Origin of the sequence: Chromobacterium sphagni, from assembly GCF_001855575.1 — a bacterium.
Taxonomy (GTDB): domain Bacteria; phylum Pseudomonadota; class Gammaproteobacteria; order Burkholderiales; family Chromobacteriaceae; genus Chromobacterium; species Chromobacterium sphagni.
The window spans coordinates 2498049-2524649 of the sequence record NZ_MKCS01000001.1 but is presented as its reverse complement, the minus strand read 5'-3'; the positions used below and the strand labels follow the sequence as shown (position 1 = coordinate 2524649).

The 26601-nt window shown below is 65.1% G+C and carries 21 protein-coding genes; 10 read left to right on the top strand and 11 right to left on the bottom strand.

From position 1 onward, the window contains the following. Positions 1–154: 154 nt before the first annotated feature. Entirely contained in the window at positions 155–2830 is a 2676-nt protein-coding gene (gene acnA, locus BI347_RS11890; RefSeq protein ID WP_071112765.1) for an aconitate hydratase AcnA, read from the bottom strand. A gap of 145 nt (positions 2831–2975) precedes the next feature. Here acnA and fumC point away from each other — a divergent pair, with 145 nt between their 5' ends. Beyond that, positions 2976–4361 (top strand): class II fumarate hydratase, encoded by a 1386-nt coding sequence (gene fumC / locus BI347_RS11885; RefSeq protein WP_071115936.1) that lies wholly within the window; start codon positions 2976–2978, stop codon positions 4359–4361. A gap of 133 nt (positions 4362–4494) precedes the next feature. On the opposite strand, the gene galE is transcribed toward fumC, so the two are convergent. From galE to aroC, 4 genes are all read right to left on the bottom strand, one after another. After that, positions 4495–5517, bottom strand: a complete 1023-nt coding sequence (gene galE / locus BI347_RS11880; RefSeq protein WP_071112763.1) for a UDP-glucose 4-epimerase GalE — start codon at positions 5515–5517, stop codon at positions 4495–4497. Between the two features lie 180 nt (positions 5518–5697). Then, on the bottom strand, positions 5698–6708 hold the full coding sequence (locus tag BI347_RS11875; RefSeq protein WP_071115935.1) for a terpene synthase family protein: 1011 nt from the start codon (positions 6706–6708) through the stop codon (positions 5698–5700). A 246-nt stretch (positions 6709–6954) separates the two neighbouring features. Next, the gene (locus BI347_RS11870) at positions 6955–8376 is read right to left on the bottom strand and encodes an EAL and HDOD domain-containing protein (RefSeq protein ID WP_071112761.1); all 1422 of its coding nucleotides are present in this window, start codon (positions 8374–8376) and stop codon (positions 6955–6957) included. 55 nt (positions 8377–8431) lie between these two features. Further along, positions 8432–9532 (bottom strand): chorismate synthase, encoded by a 1101-nt coding sequence (gene aroC / locus BI347_RS11865; protein WP_071115934.1) that lies wholly within the window; start codon positions 9530–9532, stop codon positions 8432–8434. Between the two features lie 233 nt (positions 9533–9765). On the opposite strand from aroC, the gene BI347_RS11860 reads away from it, so the two are divergent. Genes BI347_RS11860 through eutC form a run of 3 tightly spaced genes read left to right on the top strand, consistent with a single transcriptional unit; the run spans position 9766 to position 12568 of the window. Next, positions 9766–10392, top strand: coding sequence for a permease (locus tag BI347_RS11860; protein ID WP_071115933.1), 627 nt, complete (start codon positions 9766–9768; stop codon positions 10390–10392). Then, on the top strand, positions 10389–11768 hold the full coding sequence (locus BI347_RS11855) for an ethanolamine ammonia-lyase subunit EutB (protein WP_071112758.1): 1380 nt from the start codon (positions 10389–10391) through the stop codon (positions 11766–11768). Before BI347_RS11860 ends, BI347_RS11855 begins: the two co-directional genes overlap by 4 nt. Then, positions 11765–12568: an ethanolamine ammonia-lyase subunit EutC gene (gene eutC / locus BI347_RS11850; protein ID WP_071115932.1), complete on the top strand. Its 804-nt coding sequence runs from the start codon at positions 11765–11767 to the stop codon at positions 12566–12568. Before BI347_RS11855 ends, eutC begins: the two co-directional genes overlap by 4 nt. 4 nt (positions 12569–12572) lie before the next feature. On the opposite strand, the gene BI347_RS11845 is transcribed toward eutC, so the two are convergent. From BI347_RS11845 to BI347_RS11830, 4 genes are all read right to left on the bottom strand, one after another. After that, complete coding sequence (locus BI347_RS11845) at positions 12573–13196, bottom strand: 2OG-Fe(II) oxygenase (protein WP_071112756.1); 624 nt, start codon at positions 13194–13196, stop codon at positions 12573–12575. Positions 13197–13288: 92 nt separating this feature from the next. Beyond that, a complete protein-coding gene (locus BI347_RS11840) occupies positions 13289–13723 on the bottom strand; it encodes a GNAT family N-acetyltransferase (RefSeq protein WP_204378033.1) in 435 nt (144 codons plus the stop codon). Positions 13724–13811: 88 nt separating this feature from the next. Beyond that, the gene (locus tag BI347_RS11835; RefSeq protein WP_071115931.1) at positions 13812–14732 is read right to left on the bottom strand and encodes an alpha/beta fold hydrolase; all 921 of its coding nucleotides are present in this window, start codon (positions 14730–14732) and stop codon (positions 13812–13814) included. A gap of 58 nt (positions 14733–14790) precedes the next feature. Beyond that, on the bottom strand, positions 14791–16008 hold the full coding sequence (locus tag BI347_RS11830) for an MFS transporter (RefSeq protein ID WP_071115930.1): 1218 nt from the start codon (positions 16006–16008) through the stop codon (positions 14791–14793). A gap of 60 nt (positions 16009–16068) precedes the next feature. On the opposite strand from BI347_RS11830, the gene BI347_RS11825 reads away from it, so the two are divergent. Then, the gene (locus BI347_RS11825; RefSeq protein ID WP_071115929.1) at positions 16069–17775 is read left to right on the top strand and encodes an ABC transporter substrate-binding protein; all 1707 of its coding nucleotides are present in this window, start codon (positions 16069–16071) and stop codon (positions 17773–17775) included. 116 nt (positions 17776–17891) lie between these two features. After that, entirely contained in the window at positions 17892–18317 is a 426-nt protein-coding gene (locus BI347_RS11820) for an Hsp20/alpha crystallin family protein (RefSeq protein ID WP_071112751.1), read from the top strand. An 80-nt stretch (positions 18318–18397) separates the two neighbouring features. Here BI347_RS11820 and pepN read toward each other — a convergent pair whose 3' ends face one another. Beyond that, positions 18398–21016 carry an aminopeptidase N gene (gene pepN / locus BI347_RS11815; protein WP_071115928.1) on the bottom strand — a complete coding sequence of 873 codons (2619 nt, stop codon included), beginning with the start codon at positions 21014–21016 and terminating at the stop codon, positions 18398–18400. A 94-nt stretch (positions 21017–21110) separates the two neighbouring features. Beyond that, positions 21111–22904, bottom strand: coding sequence for a M61 family metallopeptidase (locus BI347_RS11810; protein ID WP_071112749.1), 1794 nt, complete (start codon positions 22902–22904; stop codon positions 21111–21113). 458 nt (positions 22905–23362) lie between these two features. Between BI347_RS11810 and ccoN the strand changes: the two genes are divergently transcribed. The 4 genes from ccoN to ccoP are packed head-to-tail and all read left to right on the top strand — an operon-like array spanning position 23363 to position 26542. Continuing rightward, positions 23363–24787, top strand: a complete 1425-nt coding sequence (ccoN, locus tag BI347_RS11805) for a cytochrome-c oxidase, cbb3-type subunit I (protein ID WP_071112748.1) — start codon at positions 23363–23365, stop codon at positions 24785–24787. A gap of 19 nt (positions 24788–24806) precedes the next feature. After that, positions 24807–25421, top strand: a complete 615-nt coding sequence (gene ccoO / locus BI347_RS11800; RefSeq protein ID WP_071112747.1) for a cytochrome-c oxidase, cbb3-type subunit II — start codon at positions 24807–24809, stop codon at positions 25419–25421. Between the two features lie 3 nt (positions 25422–25424). Further along, entirely contained in the window at positions 25425–25616 is a 192-nt protein-coding gene (locus BI347_RS11795; RefSeq protein WP_071112746.1) for a cbb3-type cytochrome oxidase subunit 3, read from the top strand. Next, positions 25613–26542 carry a cytochrome-c oxidase, cbb3-type subunit III gene (ccoP, locus tag BI347_RS11790; protein ID WP_071112745.1) on the top strand — a complete coding sequence of 310 codons (930 nt, stop codon included), beginning with the start codon at positions 25613–25615 and terminating at the stop codon, positions 26540–26542. Before BI347_RS11795 ends, ccoP begins: the two co-directional genes overlap by 4 nt. Positions 26543–26601: the final 59 nt, after the last annotated feature.

Genomic DNA, 26601 nt, shown 5'->3' with positions numbered 1-26601 from the left:
CCGACAAGACTACTCCAGCCACAGAGGCGGGATCAAATGAAAACCCGCGGCGGCAAGCGCATGACATGCGGCAGCGCAGGATTCACCTCCTGCCAGATGGACGAGCCCGGCAACCTTCACGGCTTCGCCCCGCAAGAGGCAAAACCACACGCGCTCAGCTCAACAGCTGCCGCAACACATAAGGCAGAATGCCGCCGTGCAGGTAGTACTCCACTTCCACCGGGGTATCAATCCTCAGCAGCAGCTGCAATTGCCGGCTCCGGCCATCGCGGCTGCGTATGGTCAGCGTGACATCCTGCTGCGGCCGGATGCCGCCCTCCAGGCCGCTCAGGTCGAACTCCTCGTCGCCCTTCAGGCCGGCGGCGCTGTCCGCGCCCTTGAACTGCAGCGGCAGCACACCCATGCCCACTAGGTTGGAGCGGTGGATGCGCTCGAAGCTTCTGGCGACTACCGCCTTCACGCCCAGCAGCCGCGTGCCCTTGGCCGCCCAGTCGCGGCTGGAGCCGGTACCGTACTCCTCGCCGGCGAAAATCAGCGTCGGCGTGCCCGCCTTCTGGTATTCCATCGCCGCGTCGTAAATGAATTTCTGCGCGCCGTCCGGCTGGCTCAAGGTCAGGCCGCCCTCCACCGGCCGGCCGTCGGCGTCCGGCGGCAGCATCAGGTTGCGGATGCGCACATTGGCGAAGGTGCCGCGCATCATCACTTCATGGTGGCCGCGGCGCGAGCCGTAACTGTTGAAATCCACCGGCTTGATGCCCTGCTGCTGCAGATACAGGCCGGCCGGCGAGGCGGCCTTGATCGAACCAGCCGGGCTGATGTGGTCGGTGGTGACCGAATCGCCGAAGATGGCCAGCGCCCGCGCCCCCGTCACCTGGGGCACCGCCGCCGGCTGCATGGCGAAACCCTGGAAGAACGGCGGCTCGGCGATATAGCTGGAGACGTCCCAGCCGTACACTTGCCCCGTCGGCGCGGCGATGGCGCTCCATAGCGGATTGCCGCTGACGAAGTCCTGATACAGCCGGCGATAAGTGGCCGGATCGGTGGCCCGCAGCAGCGCATCCGCCACCTCCCGCTGGCTGGGCCAGATCTCGCGCAGATACACCGGCTGGCCGGTGTCGTCCGCGCCCAGCGGCTGCTGGTCCAGATCGATGTCCACCCGCCCGGCCAGCGCGAAAGCCACCACCAGCGGCGGGCTCATCAGGAAGTTGGCCTTGATCGCCGGGTGGATGCGCGCCTCAAAGTTGCGGTTGCCGGACAGCACCGCGGCGCAGATCAGGTCCTGGCCGGTGATTTCCGCCTCCAGCGCCGCATCCAGCGGCCCGGAGTTGCCGATACAGGTGGTGCAGCCGTAAGCCACCACCCGGAAACCCAGTTGCTCCAGCGGCGGCAGCAGTCCTGCCTTGGCGAGATAATCGGTGACCACCCGCGAACCGGGCGCCAGCGAAGTCTTGATATGCGGCGCCACCTTCAGGCCGCGCGCCGCCGCCTTCCGCGCCAGGATGCCGGCCGCCAGCATCACGCCGGGGTTGGAGGTATTGGTGCAGGAAGTGATGGCGGCGATCACTACCGAGCCGTGGTCCAGCGCGCCACCGGCCGCCGGCGCGGCGCCGGCCTTGCCGTAGCCGCCGCTCGATGCCGGCTGCGCCAGCAGTTCGGCGAACCGCTCTTTCAGTCCAGGCAGCGCGATGCGATCCTGCGGCCTCTTGGGCCCGGCCACGCAGGGAACCACGCCGGCCAGATCCAGTTCCAGCACGCGGCTATAGTCGATATCCCCCGCCGCCGGCATGCCGAACAGCCCCTGCGCCTGGAAATAACGGCTGAACGCATCCACTTCCGCATCGCTGCGGCCGGTGGCGGCGAGATAAGCCGCCGCCTGCTCGTCCGGCGGAAAGAAACCCATGGTGGCGCCATACTCCGGCGCCATATTGGCCAACGTGGCGCGGTCCGGCAGGGTCAGCGTGGCGGCGCCAGCGCCGAAGAACTCGACGAACTTGCCCACCACATTGGCCTTGCGCAGCATTTCCGTCACCGCCAGCACCAGGTCGGTGGCGGTGACGCCCTCGCGCAGCCTGCCGCTAAGGTTCACACCCACCACATCAGGCGTCAGCATGTACACCGGCTGCCCCAGCATGCCGGCCTCGGCCTCGATGCCCCCCACGCCCCAGCCCACCACGCCCAGCGCATTGATCATGGTGGTGTGCGAATCGGTGCCCACCAGCGTGTCCGGATAGTACACGCCGTCTTTCTGCAGCACGCCGCGCGCCAGGTATTCCAGATTCACCTGATGCACGATGCCTATCCCCGGCGGCACCACCCTGAAGGTGTCGAAGGCCTGCATCCCCCACTTGATGAAGCGGTAGCGCTCGGCATTGCGGTGGAACTCCAGCTGCATGTTCAGATCCAGCGCATTGCCTTCCCTGAAATAATCCACCTGCACCGAGTGGTCCACCACCAGATCCACCGGCACCAGCGGCTCGATGATCTTGGGCGGCTTGCCGAAGCGCTGCGCCACATTGCGCATCGCCGCCAGATCGCATAACAAGGGCACGCCGGTGAAATCCTGCAACACGATGCGCGCCACCACGAAGGGGATTTCCTCGCTGCGCGCGTCCTGCGGACGCCAGTTGGCCAGTTGCCGGACGTGGTCCTCGCCGATACGCTGGCCATCCAGATTGCGCAACAGCGACTCCAGCACGATGCGCAACGATACCGGCAGGCGGCGGACATCGCCGACGCCGAGTTCGGCCAAGGCCGGCAGGGAATGGAATCGGACGGTCTGGCCGGAAGCCAGCTGGAATTCGCGTAAACTGTCTTGGGCACGCAGGGACATGGTGGACTCCTGTAGACATCGACAAGCGGAATAGGCTCGGGCGGGATGCCGGATGCCGGCGTCAGGCCCTTCGAATCGAACACTTACCAGAATAGGCTAAGACTATGACTTCGGAATTCAGTTCAGGCTGCCGGGAGAAAGCCGCATGAACAAGACGCAACGCGTGGAAACAGACAGCTTCGGCCCCATCGACGTGGCCGACAGCGCGCTATGGGGCGCGCAGACCCAGCGTTCGCTGGAGCACTTCGCCATTTCCAGCGAAAAGATGCCGCAGGAACTGATACTGGCACTGGCGATGGTCAAGCGCGCCGGCGCGCTGACCAATATGGAGCTGGGGCTGCTGGACGGCGCCAAGGCGCAAGCCATCGTCACCGCCGCCGACGAAGTGCTGGCCGGCCGGCACGACGGACAGTTTCCTCTGTCGGTGTGGCAGACCGGCTCCGGAACCCAGAGCAATATGAACATGAACGAGGTGCTGGCCAACCGCGCGTCCGAGCTGCTGGGAGGCGAGCGCGGCATCCGGCGGCTGGTCCACCCCAATGACGAAGTCAATCGCGGCCAGTCGTCGAACGACATCTTCCCCACCGCGATGCATGTGGCCGCGGCGCTGGGAATGGCGCGCCAATTGCTGCCCAGCCTGGCCGAACTGCGCCAGGCGCTTGAAGCCAAGTCCCGCGAGTTCGCCGGCATCGTCAAGATAGGCCGCACCCATCTGCAGGACGCCACTCCGCTGACGCTGGAACAGGAAGTCTCCGGCTGGGCCGCCCAGCTGCAATTGGCCGAGCAGGCGCTGCAAACCAGCCTGCCGGCGTTGTGCCAGCTGGCGGCGGGCGGCACCGCAGTCGGCACCGGCCTCAACACCCATCCGCAATTCGGCGCCCGGGTGGCCGAAGTGCTGGCCTTGCAGACCGGCCTGCCGTTTGCCGGCGCCGCCAACAAATTCGCCGCGCTGGCCGGCCATGAGCCGATGCTGGCCGCCCACGGCGCGCTGAAGACGCTGGCCGCCGCGCTGATGAAGATCGCCAACGACATCCGCTGGCTGGCCTCCGGTCCACGCTGCGGCCTGGGCGAGCTGACTCTGCCGGAAAACGAGCCGGGCAGCTCCATCATGCCCGGCAAGGTCAATCCAACCCAGTGCGAAGCCGTCACCATGCTGTGCTGCCAGGTGCTGGGCAACGACGTGGCCATCGGCATCGGCGCCGCCTCCGGCAATTTCGAACTGAACGTGTTCAAGCCGATGATCGCGCACAACTTCCTGCAAAGCCTGCGGCTGCTGTCCGACGGCATGGCCAGCCTGCGCGAGCACTGCATCGCCGGCATGCAGCCCAATCGCGCCCGCATCGCCCAGCTGCTGGAGCAATCGTTGATGCTGGTGACCGCGCTCAATCCGCATATCGGCTACGACAAGGCCGCCGCCATCGCCAAGCACGCCCACCAGCATGGCGGCACGCTGAAGCAGGCGGCGCTGGAACTGGGCCACGTCACGGCGGAGCAGTTCGACGCCTGGGTCAAGCCGGAAAACATGGTATGAACGGCCTCACCGCCTGGCACACCGGCTGAAGAGCGACTGGCAGGAACCGGAACGCCGCGTCTTTGCGCGGCGCATCCGGCGCCAGCCGCGGCAGAGATGGCAGATGCCCGCGACGGTCCCTGGCGCGGACGCCTCAGGCTTCGTAGCCGCGAGGATTGGCTTGCTGCCATCTCCAGCTGTCGCGGCACATGTCCTCCAGCGTGCGCTCGGCCTTCCAGCCCAGCACCCGCTCGGCCTTGCCCGGATCGGCATAGCAGCAGGCGATATCCCCGGCGCGGCGCTCCGCCAGTTGATAAGGAATGTCCCGCCCGCTGACGCGGCTGAATGTCTTGATCATGTCCAGCACCGAGCACCCCTGGCCGGTTCCCACATTGACCGTCAACACGCCGTCCACCGTTGCCAGCGCCTGCACCGCCTTGACGTGGGCAATCGCCAGATCGACGACATGGATATAGTCGCGCACGCCGGTGCCGTCCGGCGTCGGGTAGTCGCCGCCGAACACGCTGAGCCGCGCCAGCTTGCCCACCGCCACCTGGCTGATATAGGGCATCAGGTTGTTGGGCGTGCCGTTGGGGTCCTCGCCTATCCGTCCGCTGGCATGCGCCCCCACTGGATTGAAGTAGCGCAGCAGTCCGATCCGCCAACCTGGCTCGGAACGCGACAGATCCTCGAGAATCTCTTCCATCATGCGCTTGCTGCGGCCATAGGGATTGGTGATGACGCCAATCGGGAAGTCCTCGCGGATGGGGACTTCGGCGGGGTCGCCGTACACCGTGGCCGAGGAGCTGAAGACGATCTGCCGCACCGAAGCCCGCCGCATCGCCTCCAGCAGCGTCAGCGTGCCCACCACATTGTTCTCGTAATAGCGCAAGGGCTGGGCAACCGACTCGCCCACCGCCTTCAAAGCGGCAAAGTGGATCACCGCGTCGACCCGGTGCCGGGAGAAAATGCCGTCCAGCGCGGCCTGGTCTCGGACATCAGCCTCATGGAAAGCCAGTGTGCGGCCGGCCAGTTCCTGCACCCGGCGAATGGCCTCGAACTTGCTGTTGCAGAAATTGTCCACGGCAACGATATCAAAACCCGCCGCCAAAAGTTCGACGCAAGTATGCGATCCGATATAACCGGCGGCGCCGGTGACAAGAATAGTTGCGCTCATAATGATCTGTTCAATCCGTTTTTCAGGTGCGAAACGCCGCAGACATGCATCAAGCCAGGCATGCATGTCCGAAAGAGTGCCATCCAGGGAAACCATCAGCGGGCGAAGGGAAGGCCATCCGGCATGCGTGCCAAATGGTAACACACGAGTCCGGCAACGCCGGGAAGCGAGAACGGGCAGTCAGGCGGTTTCGCGCCAGACCAGATCCAGCGCCATCTTGCGGCCGTCTATCCACACCGCATGCTCGCGGCAGCGCGGCGATTGCGACTCCCACAGCGTCAGGCCCAGCGTGGCGTAGCGGATGTCGTCCAGCCAACGGCGGACATCCGCCGCGGCAACGCCCGGCAGCGCCTCGGCTTCATCCGCCAGCGCATCGTACTCGCCGATCGCCTGGCGATGCAGCTCCAACAGCCGGCGTATGGCCTCCTCCGCGCTCAGGCCCTGGCCTTGCGTCAGCGCCAGCACCAAATTGATCTGCCCGCCGGCCAGATCCTTGCCCAGGCTGAACAGGTCGCTGCCGAGGCCGACCAGCAGATTGGACAATCTGGCCAGATGGCGCACCGCCGGCCGGGCGTGGAAACTGTCGGGGAATTCCTGATCGCAGGCGTCCTCCAGCAAACGCAGCGCGACATACATGCCTATGGTGGCGATGCGCAACTCCAGCTGCGCGGAAAAATCCGGCAACCGGCCCAAGCCATGCCACTGCCGCATCACATTGGCCTCCCGCGTCGCCGCCCGGCACCAGTCTGCCATGCCCTGGTTGAGCGCGCGCATCCAGCCGGCACTGCGGCGGCGGGCCAGATCGGCGAACAGCTGCCCCCAACCACGGTCGAAACGCGACATCTGCGCCGGCGAGTCGGGATCGGGCAAGCCGTGGGACCACATCCGCTGCAACCTCTCCACCTGGATGTCGTCCCATAACAGCCACATCGCCATGAATTTTCCCACCAGCAGGGTCCGTTCCCGAGATAAGCGCGGAAAGGGCTGGCCGACGTAATTGCTCACGGAGAAACCCTGAACCCGCTCCAGCTCCGCCGCAGTGCACCCCAAGCCGGCAAACCAGTCCAGCACCTCCTGCTCCATCGCCGCCGCGCAAGGATTGCGTCCCGACGGCGCCCGCCAGTGCCCGGGAAAATGCAAGTCGAAGCGCAGCGTCGATCCGCAAGCCTCCAGCGCGCTGCGGGACCGCACTTCAATTTGCTGGCGCTGCGCCCCGCGCAGGGGTGGAAGGAAAACGGTCGGCATGGGATCACCCGGAGAAGGGGCCTTCTTGCAGCATACACAAGGAAAGGGCCTCTTCCCGCCGGATGCCGGCCGCTAGGTATTTGTACAAGCGCGGAGGAGACGAAGGAAGATGGCGGCTGTCCAGTCCCGGCAAATCGGGCGGCAGGCAAGCCTGGAAGGAACGCGGGCGCCGGGACGCGCGCCGGCCAGGCGTCAGATCGCCTCGACGTTATTGTGGACTTCGCTCTCGCGCAGCACCACCTGCGCCCACACCACCGAATCCAGATAGTACTGGTTGGCCAGCTCCAGATCGAAATCCAGCACCCTGACCAGCGCCTCTATCTGCACGTTGTCGCCGTGCTCGCAGGCCAGAGCCAGCGACAGATGGGAGGCGAAGATGCCCTTGTGCTCCACCACCGCCTCCCGGACCGTCAGCGGCAGCTCCATCGGGTCCAGCACATCGGGGAAGGGAATGTTGAGCAGCACGTCCAGCAAGGAAAACATGCCGGTGAGGAACAGGTGCTCCGACTCCAGCTTGTTGCCGCGATAGCCGCCCAGCTTTTCCATGAAGCGGGCGCGGATCAGCGACTTTTCCAGCAGCGAGACGGCGGTGCCATCCTCCTTGCGCGAGGTGAACAACAACATGGACAACCATTTGAACAGGGTTTCCCTGCCCAGCAGCAGCAGGGTTTCCTCTATGGTCTGCACCTTGCGCGACAAGCCGTGGACCGGGGAGTTGATGAAGCGCAGCAACTTGAACAACAGCACCGAATCCAGCTTGAACTGCGCCTCGACCTCCTTCGGATCTGCATTGGTGCGCAATAGCCGCATGATCTGCAGCACGCGGGTCTGGCTGGTGTCCACCTTGCCGCCCTCCAGCGCGTGGGCGGTGGTGACGAAAGGGCCGTGGAACAAGGCGAAACGGTTATGACCCGGCGCGCGCAGGCAGACATCCAGGTCTTCGGCGGTGCCGACATTGCGCGCCATCCAGCGCGCGCCCGGATAACGCTTGGGCAATTGATCGAGTATGGGGGCCAGCACCCGGGTGGACGGCCCGGCGAAGTCCAGCACCATGAAGTCCACCCGGCTGAACAGGTCGGCCTGCAAGGCCGGGCTGAGGATGGACTGATCGTAGGACGCCGGCTCCACCGCGAAGCGCAGCCCCAGCTTCTGCAGATGATCAAGCTGCGTCAGCATGTGTTCGGCCACGATCACCCCGGGCACCACCTCCAGCACGAATATCACGCTGCCCGCCGGCATCTGGCGCAGCAGAGGCTCGTCCAGCGAGGTCATCGCGATATGGACGAAAGCGCGGCGATAGGCCAGCAGCCGGAACACGTCCATGTTCTGCAGCGTCGACAACAGCAAGCGGTCGAATTCCTGCTGCTTGCCCGCCTCGATATTGCGCTTGCCCTGGCGCACGAAGAAGTCGTAGGCCACCACCCTCTGCTGCCGGTCCATCACCGGCTGGTGCGAAACGAAGCCCAGGGTCGCCGGCAGGTCGGTCGGCACCTCCTCCGGCTCCGGCAGCGCCACTAGGACTCTTTCCGGCTTGACCTCAGGCCCCTGGACCGCTTCGTCTGTCGCCGTTTTCTTCAGGCGTCCGGCCAAGCCATCAATCAGACTTTTCAGCATGGTGCCATCCTATCTCGAACAGGCCTGGGCGATTTCCGGCCGGTATCTATAAATTCTAGCCGATATGCCCAGCAATTCTGGGCGTTTCCACCCGCACATCGCCGCATTGCGCGCGGTGGCGCAAAGCATGGTCGATCAGCACCAGCGCCAGCATCGCCTCGGCGATCGGCGTGGCGCGGATGCCGACGCAGGGGTCGTGGCGGCCGTGGGTTTCCATCGTCACCGCCTCGCCCTGCTTGTTGATCGAGCGGCGCGGCTGAGCGATGGACGAGGTGGGCTTGATGGCGATGGAAACGTCGATCTGCTGGCCGGTTGAGATGCCTCCCAGCATCCCGCCGGCGTGGTTGCTGGCGAAGCCCTCGGGCGTCAGCTCATCGCCATGCTCGCTGCCGCGCTGCGCCACGCAGCCGAAGCCGGCGCCGATCTCCACGCCCTTCACCGCGTTGATGCTCATCATCGCGTAGGCGATGTCGGCGTCCAGGCGGTCGAACACCGGCTCGCCCCAGCCCACCGGCACGTTGTCGGCGACCACGCGCAGCCGCGCGCCTATCGAATCCAGGCTCTTGCGGATGCTGTCCATATACTCCTCCAGCCGCGGCACGATGTCGGCGTCGGCGGCGAAGAAAGGGTTCTGATTGGTGTGCTCCCAGCTGGTGAACGGAATGGCCACTTCGCCGATCTGCGTCATGTGGCCGCGGATCACGATGCCGTGCTTCTCGTTCAGCCATTTCCTGGCGATGGCGCCAGCCGCCACCCGCACCGCGGTTTCACGCGCCGACGAGCGGCCGCCGCCGCGCGGATCGCGCACCCCATACTTATGCCAGTAGCAGTAGTCGGCGTGGCCGGGACGGAAAGTGTCGGCGATATTGCCGTAGTCCTTGCTGCGCTGGTCGGTGTTGCGGATCAACAGCGCGATCGGCGTGCCGGTGGTCTTGCCCTCGTACACCCCGGACAGGATTTCCACCGTGTCCGGCTCGCGGCGCTGGGTCACGTGGCGGCTGGTGCCGGGCTTGCGCCGGTCCAACTCCAGTTGTATGTCGGCCTCGGACAGCGCCAGCCCCGGAGGGCAGCCATCCACCACGCAGCCTATCGCCGGCCCATGGCTCTCGCCGAAAGAAGTTACCGTGAACAAGCGCCCCATGCTATTGCCAGACATCTGCTTTTCCCCTGCTCCATTGCGTATTGCAATCGATTCTAGCACGGCCCATCGCGGTGCATGCCCTTGCCGGCCATGCACCGGAATCAGGCGATGGCGGCCTGCGGATCGGCAAATCTGCCGGCAAGGCTGGCATTTTTTTTGCATACTCAAGCGATGCGGCATATCCGCCCTTCCACTCCGGCAAGGATAACAAACGCACAGGAAAAGCCATCAACGCATCGACACAAGCATTGGCCCGCAAGCTGGGCGGCTGGCCGTTATCGGGCATCGCGGTGGGGTTGGTGATATCCGGCGAATACTTCGGCTGGAGCTACGGCGGGGTCGCCGCCGGCACGCTGGGCTTTCTCTGTACTTCGCGGTTCGTGGCGCGGATGCACGCCGCCTTCATTTTCCGTTTCACCGAGCTGACCACCGCCATCCCGCACCCCGGCGGCACCGGCGACTGGAGCAGGCTGGCCGATATCAACGACCCGCTGCCGCAGGCGATGAAGATGATAGTGGGCAAGCACAGCGGCTGGCTGCACATGCTGGTATGGCTGGGGCTGTTCGGCTTGGTGGCGTCGTTTCACGGCATCATCATCGGCTATTCGCGGCAGATCTTCGCACTCGCGCGCGCCGGCCACCTGCCCAAGTGGCTGCCGGCGCTGGCGTTGATCTGCGCCATGGTCTGCCTGCTGGCCATGGCCTACAACAACCAGCTGCTGGCCGCGGTTTTTGCTGTTACGCTGTTGCTGGGCTTCGCCTATTTCCTGCTGACCGGCAAGCAGCGCGCGGCGGCGGACGGCGACGCCATGCTGGAGGGGCCGGCGGACGCCGCGGCGGCCCCGGCCTCCCAATCCGCACGAGCGCCGACATGAGCCACGCCATCACCATAGGACCGCGCCGTTACCGCTTCGCCGACCTGAAAACCCTGATGGCGCGCGCCAGCCCGCTGCGCTCCGGCGACCAACTGGCCGGCGTCGCCGCCGCCAGCGCCGAGGAGCGGGTGGCGGCGCAGATGTGCCTGGCCGAGCTGCCGCTGACGGTTTTCCTCAACGAGGCGCTGATCCCCTACGAGGAAGACGAAGTCACCCGGCTGATCCTGGACAGCCATGACACGGCCGCCTTCGCCGCCGTCTCCCACCTCACCGTCGGCGGTCTGCGCGACTGGCTGCTGTCCGACGCCGCCAACGCCGACAGCCTGGCCGCGCTGGCGCCGGGACTGACCCCGGAAATGGCGGCGGCCGCATCCAAGCTGATGCGCAATCAGGACCTGGTGCTGGCGGCGAAGAAATGCCGGGTGGTCACCGCCTTTCGCAACACCCAGGGCCTGCCCCGCCATATGGGAGTGCGGCTGCAACCCAACCACCCGGCAGACGATCCGCGCGCCATCGCCGCCGCCATGCTGGATGGCCTGCTGTACGGCGCCGGCGACGCGGTGGTGGGCATCAATCCGGCAGGCGACAGCCCGCAGGCCATCCACCAGCTGCTGGCGCTGCTGGACGAAGTCCGCCAGCGCTACGCGATACCCACCCAGAGCTGCGTGCTCACCCACGTCACCACCACGCTGCAGCTGATCCGCCAGGGCGCGCCGGTGGACCTGGTGTTCCAGTCGGTGGCCGGCACCGAAAAAGCCAATGCCGGCTTCGGCGTCAGCCTGGCGCTGCTAGACGAGGCGCATCAGGCCGCCCTGGAATTGAAACGCGGCGGCGTGGGCGACAACGTGATGTATTTCGAAACCGGCCAGGGCAGCGCGCTGTCGGCGGGCGCCCACTGGGACGTGGACCAGCAGACCTGCGAGGCGCGCGCCTACGCGGTGGCGCGCCGCTTCTCGCCCTTGCTGGTCAACACCGTGGTCGGCTTCATCGGCCCGGAATACCTGTACAACGGCAAGCAGATCATCCGCGCCGGCCTGGAAGACCATTTCTGCGGCAAGCTGCTGGGCCTGCCCATGGGCTGCGACATCTGCTACACCAACCACGCCGAAGCCGACCAGGATGACATGGACACCCTGCTGACCATGCTGGGCGCGGCCGGCGTGCACTTCATCATCGGCGTGCCCGGCGCCGACGACATCATGCTGGGCTACCAGAGCACCTCATTCCACGACGCGCTCTACCTGCGCCAGCTCATGGGCCTGAAACGCGCGCCGGAGTTCGACGACTGGCTGGAGGCGATGGAGATCACCCGCCATGGCCGGCTGTTGCCGCAAACCCGCCAGCAGAAGCTGCTGGCGATGATGGAGACCCTATGAGCCAGCCCGACAAGCATATCGTGACGGAAGACGGCTGGAGCGAGTTCTCGTCCCTCACCGCCGCCCGCATCGCGTTGGGCCGCGCCGGCAGCAGCCTCCCCAGCCGCGAGACGCTGCGCTTCGCGCTGGCCCACGCCCAGGCGCGCGACGCGGTGCACACCCCGCTGGACGACGCCGAACTGGCGCGCCAGCTCCAGGCGGATGGCCACCGCGTGCTGCTGGTCCACAGCGCCGCCGTCAACCGCGCCGAATACCTGCAACGACCGGACTTGGGCCGCCGGCTGGACGCCGTCAGCCGCGAGCGGTTGCTGGCGGAAACGCGCAAGGGCTGCGACCTGCTGCTGGTCCTGGCCGACGGCCTGTCCTCGCGCGCCGCCGCCCAGCATGCGCGGCCGCTGCTGATGGAGCTGCTGCCGCGGCTGAAGGAAATGGATTTGCAGATCGGTCCGCTGCTGCTTGCGCGCGAGGCGCGGGTGGCGCTGGCCGACGAGGCCGGGGAATGCCTTGAGGCGAAGATGACTGTGATGCTGATAGGCGAGCGGCCGGGCCTGAGTTCGCCCGACAGCCTGGGGCTGTACCTGACCGGCGCACCACGGGTGGGCCGCAGCGACGCCGAGCGCAACTGCATCTCCAATGTGCGGCCGGATGGCCTGCCCTATCCGCTGGCGGCGTTCAAGCTGGCCTGGCTGATCGCCGCCGCGCGCGGCGCGCAAACCGGCATCGCCCTGAAGGACAACAGCGCCGACGATCCGGGCTGGGCGGCGCTATTGGCGCGCCAGGCCCGACTGGCTCAGCGCTGAACCGCTACCACGGCAGGCTGCCGCGGCGGTACCAGCCGGTGACCGACAGCCGCTGCCGGCGCGCCGGCAGCACTTCATGCCAGAAACGGTCGGCAAGGAACAGCACCAGCGTGCCGGCTTCCGGTTCCACATCGACATGCTCGCCGCAATCGCCGTCCAGATACAGGCGTATCTGGCCGCCGCTGTCCGCCGGCCAGTTTTCGTTGAGGTAGAACACCGTGCTCAGCATGCGCGCGTCGTCGTCCTGGAAGCGGTCCAGATGCTTTTTATAGAAAGCGCCTTGCGGATAGACGGCGAAGTGCGACTCCAGCTCGGCCAGGCCCAGGTACAGGCCGCGGTTCACCGCCTGCATGATTTCATCCATCGCCGAATGGTAGGCCCGCACGGCCGGCAGCTCCGCCACCTGATCCAGCCACAACACGGAATCGGAACGGATCTCGGCGCGGCGCGCCTGGCCCCCGGCGCGGCCTGTTGCCGCCTGATGGAAGCGTCCCTCATCCCACACTTGCAGGCAGGCTTCGCGCAGATTGCGCGCCAGCTCGCCGGGCAGCGCTTGCGGAATAACGACCCAGCCTTTTTCGGCCAGGGTGTCGAGTACGGCGTCGAGATCGAATTGCAACTGGGTCATGATGGTCGCGCTAAAAAAACGGGCTGACGCTTTCTACCACAAGCCGCGCCGCAAGGCGAATGCGCGGCGTCAAACTTCCGGCAGGCGGGTGCTCAAGCGGACAGCTGCGCGCGGTAGACCAGGATTTCGTCGCCATGCTCATCCCGCTCGCCATTCGGCAGGAAGCCACAGGCGCGGTAGAAGCCGTGGGCGCGGCCGGCAGGGTCGGGATTGGCCGCCAGCCACACCCGATCTTTGCAAACGGCGGCTATCGTCCGCTGCAGCAGGCCCTTGCCCGCCCCGCGTCCCTCATGCTGCGGCAACACCGCTAGCACCAGGATTTCGCCGGCACCGATGTCGGCCAGGCAGAAGCCGACGATGCGCTCCGCCGCCAGGCAAACCCAGCCTTTCACCGCTCCTGAGTCCAGCGCCTCGGCCATGCCTTGCGCGGTAATCCCCAGCGCAGCCAGTTGCTCGCGGCTGAGCGCGTTTTCGCGCGTGGCGGCGCGCACCTCGAACAGGGTGTCGATATCGTCGGAGCGAACCATGCGGAACATCATTCAACGCCACCTTGTCTTGTTTAAAGATCGAATGGCGATGGACCTCGGCCGCGGCCGACTAGTTTCCGGCGCGCCGTCAATAGTTCTCCGCCACTTTGTCGCGCCGTCCGGCCAGCCAGTCCAGCGCCAAGGGGAAATGGTCGCGCGGCGCGTCCGGGTGAGTCAGCAGCGACACGTGGTTGTAGTCGTGCAGATGGCCGGCGCGGCGCGACAGCAGATGCAGGCAGGACACATGCGGACCGGACTCGTCACGGAAGCGGCGCACATCGTCCGGATGGCCGCGGCAGGGGTCGTTGGCAGCGGCGAAGTACAAGGCCGGCGGCAGGCGGCTGGCGCGCGCGGCGGCGGCGTAGTCGAAGCCGTCGTCGCTATCCACCCAGGGCCTGGGCTGCGCCCACAGCATGCTTTGCAGATGGCTCTTGTCGCTCTCGTCGTCGGCGCCCAGCCGGATGCGGCGCGCCGGCAGGTAGCCGCAGGCGCGGATCAGCCAGCGCGAGGCGATGTTCCACATGAAATCCACCTCGACCAACTTGTTCAGGTTGCTCACCCGCACGCTGCGCTTGGTGCCGAAATAGACCAGGCTGGCCACCTCGGCCGCGATCTCCGGAAAGCGCACCAGGCAGCTCGTCATGTGCACGCCGCCCCAGGAATGGGCGATCCAGTGCAGCTTCTGGCTGCCGCTGCGCCTCTGGATGAAGGCGTGCAGCGCCGGCAGGTCCTCGCAGATGGTTTCGGTCTGGCCATGGCGCGAGGCGCGGCTGATCTTGGGAGTGCTGCGGCCCCGGCCACGCAGGTCGGCCACGTACACGTCGTAGCCGGCATCGGCCAGGTAATGCGCCAGCCCCTTGCCGGATTCGGTATAAAAGGTGCGCCCATTGGCCATCACCCCATGCACCATCAGCACCGGCTCGCCACCCCGGCGGCCGCAAACACGCTTCAGGTACAGCTGTTCGCCGTCGCCCACCGGCACAAACAGATCTTGCTGCAGTTTCTCCATGCTCTCCTCGCTGGGTCATGCCGTCGCCGTCTGCGCGGCGATTCAAGCAAACGCTTGATCATGACAAAGAACCCGGCAAGACGGAAGCGCCGCGCGCGCCGACGGCCTGCCGCCGTTGCAAACGCAGCCGCTCGCTGTAAACCGCCAGCCCGACGCCAACCAGACACAACAAGGCCATGGCGGCAAACACCAGCATCGATGGTCCGTGCGCCAACAGCACGCCCACCAGCGCCGGTCCCAACGCGCTGCCCAGCGTGGCCAGGTTTTGCGCACCGTAATAGCTGCCTTTCAACGCTTCCGGCGCAATGGCGTCGATGTACAAATACTCGGCCGGCACCAAAACGATTTCCCCCAGGGTGAACAAGGCGATCGCCGCGCACATCATGGGCAAGCTGTCCGCCCAGCCCAGCCACAGCATGCCGGCGCCGATCAGCAGGAAGCCGCCGATGATGGCGCGCAGCAAACGCTTAGGCTTCAGCAGCCGCCCCAGCGGATACTGCAGCACCACCACCACGATGGCGTTGCAGCTGATCAGCACCGACATCCAGCGCATCGCCTCGCTCTCCCCCATCCGCGTCAGCAGGTACAGCGGCAGATAACTGGAAAAACGGCCATATACCACATTGGCGCACAGGCTGCTGACTGTGAACCACACCAGCACCCGGTCGCCGCCCAGCGTGCGCAGCGTGGCGGCAAAGCCCTCCGGCATCGCGGACGGATCGCGCCCGGCATCCGGCAGCCGCGGCTGCGCCAACCAACCGGCCAGCGCCAGCAGCCCTCCCAGCCAGAACGGCGCCAGCTCGCGCCATGACAACAGGCCGCTGCACAGCATCGGCCCCAGCGCCCAGGCGACATTGGCCAGCGTGTAGCGCATGGAAAACGCCTTGCTGCGCTGTTCCTCCGCCGCCAGATCGCTCAAGATGGCCTTCACCGCTATGCCGTACACCACCATCGCCAGCTCTCCCGCCGCCAGCGCGGCAGTCACCAGCCAGAAACTGTGGCCGTACGGCAGCAGCAGGCTGCCTATTGCCATCAATACCGCCGCCGCCCCCAGCGCCGGCCCGCGCGGCAGCCGGTCCAGCCAATAGCCGCCGTACAGGCCCAATAGCGCCGAGACCAGCAGCACCGCAGCCAACAGCGTGCCGGTAGCCTGCAGCGACAGCTGCAGTTGCTTGCCCAGCGTCAGCACCAGCAAAGGGGAGATCACCGCCCGCGACAGCGACAACAGAAAAGACGACAGCAGCACGCGGCGCAGCACCGGGGAACGTAATGACACGGCAACACCTTGAAGATAAAAGCAACGCATGGAGTATTGCCGAAAAAGCGGAATGTAAAAATGGATATAATCCACAATAAATACTTCCGCTTTTATTTCGAGACCGCCATGCGCCTGCAACAACAATACCAGCTGCTGTACCAAAACTTCGGCGGCGCGCCGGCCCAACCCGGCCTGCCGCAGCTGGCGGCGCTTTGGCAATGCAGCGAACGCAATGCCCGGCTGCAGCTGGCGCGGATGCGTGAACGGGGCTGGCTTGCCTGGCAGGCCGGCCGCGGGCGCGGCCACCACTCCACCCTGCAACTGCTGCAAAGCCCCGATCAGCTGGACTGGCAGCAATTGCAGCGGATGCTGGCACAAGGCCAGCTGGAGCAGGCGTTTTCGCGCTTGCCGCCGGTCAGGCAGGAACAATTGCTGGCCAGCATGCCCCTGCACCTGGGCGCCAGCGACAGCGGCCGCAGCCTGCGCATTCCGATTCCGCACGCGCCGCTGACGCTGGACCCGCAGCAGGTCAACTCCCGACTGGAGGCCCACCTGGTGCGGCAGATCTTCGATCGGCTGTGCCGCCACGACAAGCAGGGCCGGGAACTGCGGCCGGCGCTGGCCCACCACTGGGAAAGCGATGCCGCTGGCAGGCATTGGCGCTTCTGGCTGCGCCCCGGCCTGCGCTTCCACGATGGCTCCCCGCTGGACGCGGAAACCGCCGCCGCCAGCCTGCTGCGGCTCAAGCGCTCCGACAACCCCTGCCACCCGCTTTACGCCCACCTGCGCGACATCGGCATCGACGATGCCTTGTCGTTCAGTTGCCGCCTGACCGAGGCGGACTACCTGTGGCCGCAGCGGCTAGCCTCCGCCAACGCCTCCATCGTGCCGCTGCGGCGCGGCGCCGACTTCGCGCGCATGCCAGTGGGCAGCGGCCCGTTCCGCGTCGAGCTGCACAGCCCGCAGCGGCTAAGGCTGGCCGCCTTCGAGCAACACTATCGCCAGCGAGCGCTGCTGGATGCGATAGAGCTATGGATCATCCCCCCTCCGGCCGAACAGGGCTTCCACCTGCGGCTGGAATACGGCAACCAGCGCGGCGCCACCATGCTGCAATCGGCCTGCACCTACTTGCTGCTGCGCCCCGGCAGCCCGCGCATACCCGACCGCCAGCGTCTGCCGCTGATGAGCTTCCTCGCCTCGCCGCATCCAGTGGCCGCCAACGCCGACCGCGCGCCAGCGCACGGCCTGCAACCAGGCTGGGCCCACCCGCGCCCGGCGGCGCACCAGCCGCCCCGTCTGCCAGCCCGGACGCTGACGCTGTTCCATTACGACCTGCCCTGCTTCCCGCCGCTGGCCGCCGCGCTGGCCGAACGGCTGTCTCTGCTGGGCATTACGCTGGACATCCGCTGCCTGCCGCGGCGCGAGTTCTTCGCCCCCGCCGCCTGGTCCTCTCAGGCCGACCTGATCCTGTGCAGCGAGCTGCTGCACGATGACCGCGACTTCGGCATGTTCGAATGGCTGAGCGGCTGCTGCACGCTGTCGCTTGGCCTGGCGGAAACGACCTTGGCCCGCCTGCGCGCGCAAATGCACAGCCTGCAGGCCGAGCCAGACTGCGCCGCGCGCCAGGATGGGTACCGCCGCGCCGGAGACTGGCTGGTTAGGGAGGGCTGGATGCTGCCGCTATCGCACGAAACGCTGGGCCACGACGCCAGCCCGCAACTGGCGGGACTGCAACTGGGCGGCAACGGCTGGACCGACTTCGCCGGGCTGTGGTTGCGCGGCTGAATTGACCTCGATCAAATCCGGCCGCCGCCGCCTCTTGAATCCGGCGCGGCCAGCCCCTATCTCCGTAAACGGGACGGCAAACCCGCCGTAAGCCGATGAACTGAAAGGAGATTGAGATGAACATGCTGCCCACCCGACACAGTCTGTTTGACGAGATTTTCCGCGACTTCACCCCCGGTTTCCTCGTCAAGCCGCTGCATGGCGACGCGCTGCCGGCGCAGATCAAGATGGACATCAAGGAGACCGAACAGGCTTATCAGGTCGCGGCCGAACTGCCCGGTGTCGGCAAGGAGGACATCCAAGTCGAAATCGACGGCGCGCTGGTCACCATCAAGGCCGAGGTCAAACAATTCGATCAGGACCTTCAGGAGCAGCGGCCGCTGCGCAGCGAACGCTACTACGGCATGGTGTCGCGCAGCTTCCAGCTACCGCAGGACATCGACCGCGAGACCGCGGCGGCGAGATTCGATAACGGCGTGCTGAATCTGACCCTGCCGAAGAAACGCAACGGCGGAACCGGTCGACGGCTGCGCATCGAATAAACGCCGCCACGCCATTGCGGCAACAAAAAACGCGCCGGCAAGCCGGCGCGTTTTTCATGTCGCCATCCATAACCTTAAGATCAGGCCAGAATCTTGGACACGATCTCGTAGACGTCTTTGGACAGCTCGGCCTGCTCCATCCGCTGCAGCTCGGCGCGCATCAGCGCCTGGCGGCCCGGCTCCAGCTTTTTCAGGCGACGGAAGGCGCGGGTGAGGCCGCTGGCGCCCTGCGGGTTGATCGCGTCCAGCTCCAGGATGCGGTCGGCCAGGAAGCGGTAGCCGCTGCCGTCGGCAGCATGGAAATAAGCCATATTGCCACCGAAGGCACCAAGCAGCGAACGCACCTTGTTGGGGTTCTTCATGCTGAAAGCCGGATGCTGCAACGCCGCCTGCACATGCTGCAGCGTCCCTGGCAGCTGGCTGCCGCCGATCAGGCCGAAAAACTTGTCCAGCACCAGCGCATCGTTCTGCCAGCGCGAAGCGAAAGCGGTGAAGCACTCGTCGCGCTCTTCGCCGTCGCGGTCGCGCAGCGCCAGCAGCGCGCCCATCTGGTCGGTCATATTGTCCGCCTCCAGGCACTGCTTGGCCGCCATCTCGGCCGGCCAGGCGTCGTCGAGGCGGTTCAGCATCCACAGCGCGCGGTTTTTCAGGCTGCGCTTGCCTGCCTCCTGCGGCTTGTAGTCGCGAGTGAGGTTCATTTCATATGCCTCGCGCCATTCGCCGCGCAAGGCCTGCGCCAGCTGGTCCAGCACAAAGTCGCGCACGCGGTGGATGATGGCCGGATCGGCCGCGTCGACCATTTCCAGGATTTCCGCCTCGGTCGGCAGCGTCAACATCAGCGCCTTGAAGGCCGGATCGGCGGCATGGTCCTTCAGCACCGCGCGGAAGGCGGCGACGAAGGTTTCCGACAGCTTCAGCTCGCGGCCGGCGCCGGCATCGGCGATCAGTTGCTTGAACAGGCGCTCGGCGAAGGTCTGGCCGGCCTCCCAGCGGCAGAAACTGTCGCTGTCGTTGGCCATCAGGAACACCAGCTGGTCGTCGCGCCAGTCGTACTCCAGCTTGACCGGGGCGGAGAAGCCGCGCAGCAGCGACGGCACCGGCTCGGCCGGAATGTCGACGAAGGTGAAGCTCTGCTCTGCGGCCTTGACGTTCAGCACGCGCGAAGCGCCCGCTGCCTCGGCCTCGCCCTCCAGGCGCAGCGGCAGGTCCTTGCCGTCGGCGCCCACCAGGCCCAGCGCCAGCGGAATGTGGAACGGCAGCTTGTGCTCCTGCCCCGGCGTGGCCGGGCAGCTTTGCTTGACGGTCAGGGTGTAGCTGCGCTCCACCGGGCTGTAGCTGGAGCTCACGGCCAGGCGCGGCGTGCCGGCCTGGCTGTACCACAGCGCGAACTGCGTCAGATCGGCGTCGTTGGCGTCGGCCATTGCGGCGCGGAAGTCGTCGCAGGTGACGGCATGGCCGTCGTGGCGCTTGAAGTACAGGTCCATGCCCTTGCGGAAGCCGTCGCGGCCCAGCAGGGTTTCGTACATCCGCACCACTTCCGCGCCCTTCTCGTACACGGTCATGGTGTAGAAGTTGTTCATCTCGATATAGCTGTCCGGGCGGATCGGGTGCGCGGTCGGGCCGGCGTCCTCCGGAAACTGGCTGGCGCGCAGACCTTTGACGTCCTCGATGCGCTTGACCGCGCGGCTGTTCATGTCGGCGCCGAATTCCTGATCGCGGTAGACGGTCAGGCCTTCCTTCAGACTCAGCTGGAACCAGTCGCGGCAGGTGACGCGGTTGCCGGTCCAGTTGTGGAAGTATTCGTGGCCGATCACCCGCTCGATGCCTTCGAAGTCGGTGTCGGTGGCGGTGTCCTGCCGCGCCAGCACATACTTGGTGTTGAAAATGTTGAGGCCCTTGTTCTCCATCGCGCCCATATTGAAGTCGCCGACCGCCACGATCATGTAGATGTCGAGGTCGTACTCCAGGCCAAAGCGCTCCTCGTCCCACTTCATCGAGTGCTTGACCGACTCCATCGCGTGCAGGGTCTTGTCCTGATCCGCAGGTTCGGTCCAGATTTCCAGTTGAACCTCGCGGCCGCGCATGGTGGTGAACTTGTCCTTCAAGGCCACCAGCTTGCCCGCCACCAGCGCGAACAGATAGGCCGGCTTGCGATACGGGTCCACCCATTTAACCCAGTGGCGCTTCTTGTCCACCATGCCTTCGCCTACCTTGTTGCCGTTGGACAGCAGCACCGGGTACTTCTGCCTGTCGGCCTTGATGGTGGTGGTGAACTTGGCCATCACGTCCGGACGGTCGAGATAGTAGGTGATCTTGCGGAAGCCTTCCGGCTCGCACTGGGTGAACAGGTTGCCGCTGGAAGCGTACAGCCCCATCAGGCTGGTATTGGCCGCAGGATCCAGCTCGGTCTCGATTTCCAGGATGAAGCTATCCGGCGCGCTGCGCACGGTCAGCACGTCGTCGGCCAGGCCGTAGCGGCTGTCGTCCAGACGGTCGCCGTCCAGCGTGACGCTCAGCAGCCGGGCGCTTCCCTCCAGCGTCAGATCGGCGGCCTGCGACTGGCCGTTGCGGGTGATCACTAGCCGCGAATGCACGCGGGTGGCGCTGTCCTCGATATCGAACACCAGATCGACGCGGTCGATCAGAAAGGCCGGAGCCTGATAGTCCTTGCGATACTTCACTTCTGGCTGCTGGGCCATGAAACCTCCTTTGGGCCGGCGTCCCCGCCGGTCTCTTTGATAGACCTTGCGGCGCCGGCCATGGCGCCGCATGCGTTTATTCTTGATTCCGGCCTCAGCGGCCGGCGATCCACTTGCCGCCTTGCGGCTGCAGCTTGAGGCGGCAGGTATCGGCATCGGCAGCCTGCAGCGTCAGCTCCAGCGTCAACAGCTCGTCGCGGCGGAAGGCGTGCAACTTCACCTTGTCGCCGGCGGCGTAGCGCGCCAGCTGCTTGTCCAGGTCATGCGCGCGCAGCCGGTCCAGCGCCACCACCACGTCGCCGCCGGACAGGCCGGCCTTCTGCGCGGCGCCGCCGTCGAACACCTGCGTCAGCTTGACGCCGGAAGCGTCCGCAACGGTTTTGGCGCCCAGGCTCAGCGGCGCCGGCTTGCCGGCGAAGGCGTCCACCACGCCGCCGCGGTCGGACGCGCCCTGCCCGGCTTCAAATTTCAACTCCACGCCCTGGCTTTGCAGCAACTCGGCCAGCGGCAGCTCCTGGGTGGAGCGCAGCGCCAGGTCGAAGAAGGGTTTGAGCTTGAGGCCGGTGGTCTCGATGGCGATCTTTTCCCACTCATCCTCTTCCAGACCCTTGCCGTCGGCCAGCCATTTGGCCCACAGCGCGCGCATCACGTCGTCCAGCGACTGTTTGCCCTCGCTGTCGCGGCGGATCAGCAAGTCCAGCGCCAGCGCCGCCAGCGAGCCCTTGGTGTAATAGCTGACGATGCTGTTGGGGCTGTTCTCGTCCTGGCGGTAGTACTTGGTCCAGGCTTCGAAGCTGGATTGCTCCAGCGTCTGCTTCAGTCTACCCGCGCCGCGTTGCACGCCGGTGATGGTTTCCGCCAGCAGGCCCAGGTAGCGCTTCTCGTCTATCAGGCCGCTGCGCACCAGCGCCAGGTCGTCGTAATAGGAGGTGATGCCCTCGAACGCCCACAGCAGGCGGGTATGGCCCTCCTGATTCAGGTCGTACGGCGCGAACGCCGCCGGCTTCATCCGCTTGACGTTCCAGCTGTGGAAGTATTCGTGGCTGATCAGGCCCAGCAGCTTCAGATAGCCGTCGCTGATCTCGGCGACGCCCGCCGCCGGCAGGTCGTCGCGGTTGGCCACCAGGGCGGTGGACGCGCGGTGCTCCAGCCCGCCGTAGACATCCTTGCCAACGAACAGCATGAACACGTAATGGTCGAACGGCGCCGGTTTGCCGAACATTTCGATCTGGTATTCGCAGATTTTCCTGGTGTCTTCGGCCAGACGCTTGAGATCGCCCTGGAAACGGCCGGAGACGACGAAATCGTGCGGCACGCCGCAAGCCTTGAAGCTGACCTTTTGGAAATCGCCCAGTTCCACCGGATGGTCTATCAGCTCGTCGTAGCAGGACGCCTGGTAGCGGCCGAAGCCGGACTTCTTCTTGACGTCCGCGGCGGGCAGGCTGGTGGCCACTTTCCAATCCGCATAAGACTTTCCTTCCGGCGCGTGGATGTCGACGCTGCAGACGTCGTTCTCGTAGCCCTCTGCCGCCAGGAACACGCTGGTGCCGTTGAAGAAGCCGCGCTCGCCGTCCAGATAGGCGCCGCGCACCGACAAATCATAGGCATACACCTGGTAGCTGAGCGTCAAGTCGCCTTTGACCGGCGCCGCCTGCCAGCGGTTTTTCGCCAGCTGCCGCACCTCCACCGGCTTGCCGGCCGAGCTGGCGGACAAGTTGATGATGTGCTTGGAGAACTCGCGGATCATATAACTGCCGGGAATCCACGTCGGCAAAAAAAACACCTGGCCGTTCTTGGCCGGGTGTGTCACGGTGAGGCTGACTTCAAATACATGCGCCTCCGGCGAAACGGGGAGCAGCGAATAATGCACGGGTAGGGACTGGGTCATGATCGGCCTGCAAGCGTTGCAAAACTTGATGATTCTAGCATTACCGCGGATTTCGCGGCGTCACTTGTGCCGCATTGATCCATATCAAGGAGCGTTGCCGATAGGCCAATACAATTGCATGAGTGGCAACATGAACTGTTCGCGTTGCTACCCTTGAAGTATCGCAAGTAAAGACATGCAGGAACCGATCCATGCCGGCTATGCAACTGGCTCGCAAATGGCAATTGATTTAGAATAACGGCATTGTTCGAGTGGAAATTTGGTGCTGTCGGAAAGGCTGGCGAAATGCTAATACAGACATCAAAGCCTATCAGTACAGGTCAAGCACCTGGTTCAACTTCTAATAGATCGGTTCCCCGCGGCTTGCTACCTGATTCTGCAGATTGGGATGCAAAAAGAAAGTTCAAGCCGCCATGGTTTGTCATGTTCTGAGTTAGCAACCTTGGAGAAAACCTTAAATGGAAACGCAATCCACTTATAACTATAAGGTGGTGCGCCAATTTGCCATCATGACCGTTGTTTGGGGCATAGTCGGCATGTTGGTGGGCGTCATCATTGCGGCCCAGCTGGTATGGCCCGAGCTCAATTTCGGGCCGTGGTTCCACTTTGGCCGTCTGCGCCCGCTGCACACCAACGCAGTCATCTTCGCCTTTGGCGGCTGCGGCCTGTTCGCCACTTCCTATTATGTAGTGCAGCGCACCTGTAACGTCCGCCTGATTTCCGACAAGCTGGCAGCCTTCACCTTCTGGGCCTGGCAGCTGGTCATCGTGCTAGCCGCCATCACCCTGCCGCTGGGCTTCACCTTCGGCAAGGAGTACGCCGAGCTGGAATGGCCGATCAAGCTGCTGATCGCCGTCACCTGGGTGGTGTACGCAATCGTGTTTTTCGGCACCATCGCCATCCGCAAGGTCAAGCACATCTATGTGGCAAACTGGTTCTACGGTGCCTTCATCCTGGCGGTGGCGCTGTTGCACATCGTCAACTCCGCTTTCGTGCCGGTGACGCTGTGGAAATCCTACTCGGTCTACTCCGGCGCCGTCGACGCCATGGTGCAATGGTGGTACGGCCACAACGCCGTGGGCTTCTTCCTGACCGCCGCCTTCCTCGGCATGATGTACTACTTCGTTCCCAAGCAGGCAGGCCGTCCGGTGTATTCCTACCGCCTGTCCGTGGTGCACTTCTGGGCGCTGATCTTCACCTATATGTGGGCTGGCCCGCACCACCTGCATTACACCGCCCTGCCGGACTGGACCCAATCGGTCGGCATGGTGTTCTCCCTGGTGCTGCTGGCGCCGTCTTGGGGCGGCATGATCAACGGCATCATGACGTTGTCCGGCGCATGGCACAAACTGCGCACCGACCCGGTGCTGAAGTTCCTGGTGGTGTCGCTGTCGTTCTACGGCATGTCCACCTTTGAAGGTCCGATGATGTCGATCAAGACCGTCAACGCGCTGTCCCACTACACCGACTGGACCATAGGCCACGTGCACTCCGGCGCGCTGGGCTGGGTGGGCTTCATCACCATCGGCTCCATGTACTACCTGATCCCGCGCCTGTTCGGCCGCGACACCATGCACAGCGTCAAGCTGATCGAGGCGCACTTCTGGCTGGCCACCGTCGGCGTGGTGCTGTACATCGCCGCGCTGTGGATCTCCGGCGTCACCCAGGGCCTGATGTGGCGCGCTCTGAACCCGGACGGCACGCTGACCTACGCCTTCGTCGAAGCGGTGAAAGCCACCTATCCCTACCACTTCGTGCGCTTCATCGGCGGCGCCCTGTACCTGTCCGGCATGTTGCTTATGGCCTACAACACCTTCCGCACCGTATCCTCCGGCCGCGCGGTGGACGCCAAGATTCCGGCCATTTCCGCACAAGCGCACTGAGGGGGCGAAAGACACAATCATGGACAAAATCCAGAAACTGATAGAAGAACACGTGGGCTGGCTGATCGTGCTCACCCTGCTGGTGGTGAGCGTGGCCGGCCTGGTGGAAATCCTGCCACTGGCCTTCCAGAAATCGGTCACCGAGCCGGTTGCCGGCGTCAAGCCCTACACCGCGCTGCAGCTGGCCGGCCGCGACATCTACGTGCGCGAAGGCTGCTACAACTGCCACTCGCAGATGATCCGCCCGTTCCGCGCTGAAACCGAACGCTACGGCCATTACTCGGTAGCCGGCGAATCGGTGTACGACCACCCGTTCCAATGGGGCTCCAAGCGCACCGGCCCCGACCTCGCCCGAGTCGGCGGCCGCTACTCCGACGAATGGCACCGCGTGCACCTGACCAATCCGCGCGACGTGGTGCCGGAATCGAACATGCCCGCCTTCCCGTGGCTGGCCAAGAACCTGGTCGACGCCGATGTGATGCCGCTGAAGATGGAAGCGCTGCGCAAGGTGGGCGTGCCGTACAGCGATAAGGAAATCGCCGAGGCCAAGGCCCAAATCGAAGGCAAATCCGAAATGGATGCGCTGGTCGCTTACCTGCAAGGCCTGGGCCTTGCGCTGAAGAATGTGCGCTGAGCCATGGACTGGGTTACGTTAGGACGTTCGCTGTTCACCGTGGTCTGCTTCGCGTTCTTCATCGTGGTGCTGATCATCGCCTACAGCAAACGCTCCAAAGGCCGCTATGAGGAGGCAGCCAACCTGCCTTTCCTTGACGACGACAAGGTGCAGGAAGCCGGAAAAGAGCAGGCTTCCAACGGAGCAAGAAAATGAATCAATACCTGAGTGACTTCTGGAGCATCTGGATTTCCGTGATCGTGCTGGGCGGCCTCGTCTGGCTCACTCTGCTGGTATTCACCCAGTCCAAGACCACGGTCAAGAAAGGGGAGGAAGTCGAGATCACCGGCCACGTATGGGACGGCGATCTGGCCGAGTACAACAATCCGCTGCCGTTCTGGTGGATGCTGATGTTCTACCTCACGCTGCTGATCGCCATCATCTACCTGGTGCTGTACCCGGGACTGGGCAACTTCAAGGGCCTGTTCGGCTGGACCTCCATCGACCAGTACAAGGTGGAGCGCAGCAAGGCCGAAGCCAAGTACCAGCCGCTGTACGACAAGTACCTGAAGCAGGACCTGAAGACGGTGGCCGCCGATTCCCAGGCACAGGAAATGGGCAAGCGCCTGTTCCAGACCTACTGCGTGCAGTGCCACGGCGCCGACGCGCGCGGCGCCAAGGGCTTCCCCAACCTGGTCAACCACGACTGGCTGTACGGCGGCGAGCCCAACACCATCAAGACCACCATCCTGCACGGCCGCCACGGCCAGATGCCGGCCTGGGGCGCGGTGCTGGGCGAGGAGAAGGTCAAGGACGTGGCCAACTATGTGCTGTCGATTTCCGCCAAAACGCGCAAGTTCGACGCCGAACGCGCCAGCCGCGGCAAGGAAACCTTCGCCACGCTGTGCTCGGCCTGTCACGGCCCGGACGGCAAGGGCAATCAGCAACTGGGCGCGCCCAATCTGACCCACCCCTCCGGCAGCTGGCTGTACGGCGGCACCGAGAAGACCATCATCGAAACCATCACCAACGGCCGCAACAACCAGATGCCGGCCTGGAAAGACTTCCTGGGCGAAGGCAAGGTCCATCTGCTGGCCGCCTACGTCTGGAGCCTGTCCAACAACCCCAAGGCTGAACAGTAAGGCCGGCCTTTGCGCCGCCCGCTCTGGCGGGCGGCGCTCTCCGCTCTCCCGCCCCACCC

What these genes read in the sequence shown, in the direction of transcription:
- BI347_RS11855 (WP_071112758.1), top strand. Translation starts at nt 10,389, where the DNA reads ATGAGCCACGCCATCACCATAGGACCGCGCCGTTACCGCTTCGCCGAC.
- acnA (WP_071112765.1), bottom strand. Translation starts at nt 2,830, where the DNA reads ATGTCCCTGCGTGCCCAAGACAGTTTACGCGAATTCCAGCTGGCTTCC.
- BI347_RS11825 (WP_071115929.1), top strand. Translation starts at nt 16,069, where the DNA reads ATGGATATAATCCACAATAAATACTTCCGCTTTTATTTCGAGACCGCC.
- BI347_RS11795 (WP_071112746.1), top strand. Translation starts at nt 25,425, where the DNA reads ATGGACTGGGTTACGTTAGGACGTTCGCTGTTCACCGTGGTCTGCTTC.
- BI347_RS11820 (WP_071112751.1), top strand. Translation starts at nt 17,892, where the DNA reads ATGAACATGCTGCCCACCCGACACAGTCTGTTTGACGAGATTTTCCGC.
- ccoN (WP_071112748.1), top strand. Translation starts at nt 23,363, where the DNA reads ATGGAAACGCAATCCACTTATAACTATAAGGTGGTGCGCCAATTTGCC.
- ccoO (WP_071112747.1), top strand. Translation starts at nt 24,807, where the DNA reads ATGGACAAAATCCAGAAACTGATAGAAGAACACGTGGGCTGGCTGATC.
- eutC (WP_071115932.1), top strand. Translation starts at nt 11,765, where the DNA reads ATGAGCCAGCCCGACAAGCATATCGTGACGGAAGACGGCTGGAGCGAG.
- pepN (WP_071115928.1), bottom strand. Translation starts at nt 21,016, where the DNA reads ATGGCCCAGCAGCCAGAAGTGAAGTATCGCAAGGACTATCAGGCTCCG.
- BI347_RS11845 (WP_071112756.1), bottom strand. Translation starts at nt 13,196, where the DNA reads ATGACCCAGTTGCAATTCGATCTCGACGCCGTACTCGACACCCTGGCC.
- galE (WP_071112763.1), bottom strand. Translation starts at nt 5,517, where the DNA reads ATGAGCGCAACTATTCTTGTCACCGGCGCCGCCGGTTATATCGGATCG.
- ccoP (WP_071112745.1), top strand. Translation starts at nt 25,613, where the DNA reads ATGAATCAATACCTGAGTGACTTCTGGAGCATCTGGATTTCCGTGATC.
- fumC (WP_071115936.1), top strand. Translation starts at nt 2,976, where the DNA reads ATGAACAAGACGCAACGCGTGGAAACAGACAGCTTCGGCCCCATCGAC.
- BI347_RS11810 (WP_071112749.1), bottom strand. Translation starts at nt 22,904, where the DNA reads ATGACCCAGTCCCTACCCGTGCATTATTCGCTGCTCCCCGTTTCGCCG.
- aroC (WP_071115934.1), bottom strand. Translation starts at nt 9,532, where the DNA reads ATGTCTGGCAATAGCATGGGGCGCTTGTTCACGGTAACTTCTTTCGGC.
- BI347_RS11840 (WP_204378033.1), bottom strand. Translation starts at nt 13,723, where the DNA reads ATGGTTCGCTCCGACGATATCGACACCCTGTTCGAGGTGCGCGCCGCC.
- BI347_RS11870 (WP_071112761.1), bottom strand. Translation starts at nt 8,376, where the DNA reads ATGCTGAAAAGTCTGATTGATGGCTTGGCCGGACGCCTGAAGAAAACG.
- BI347_RS11835 (WP_071115931.1), bottom strand. Translation starts at nt 14,732, where the DNA reads ATGGAGAAACTGCAGCAAGATCTGTTTGTGCCGGTGGGCGACGGCGAA.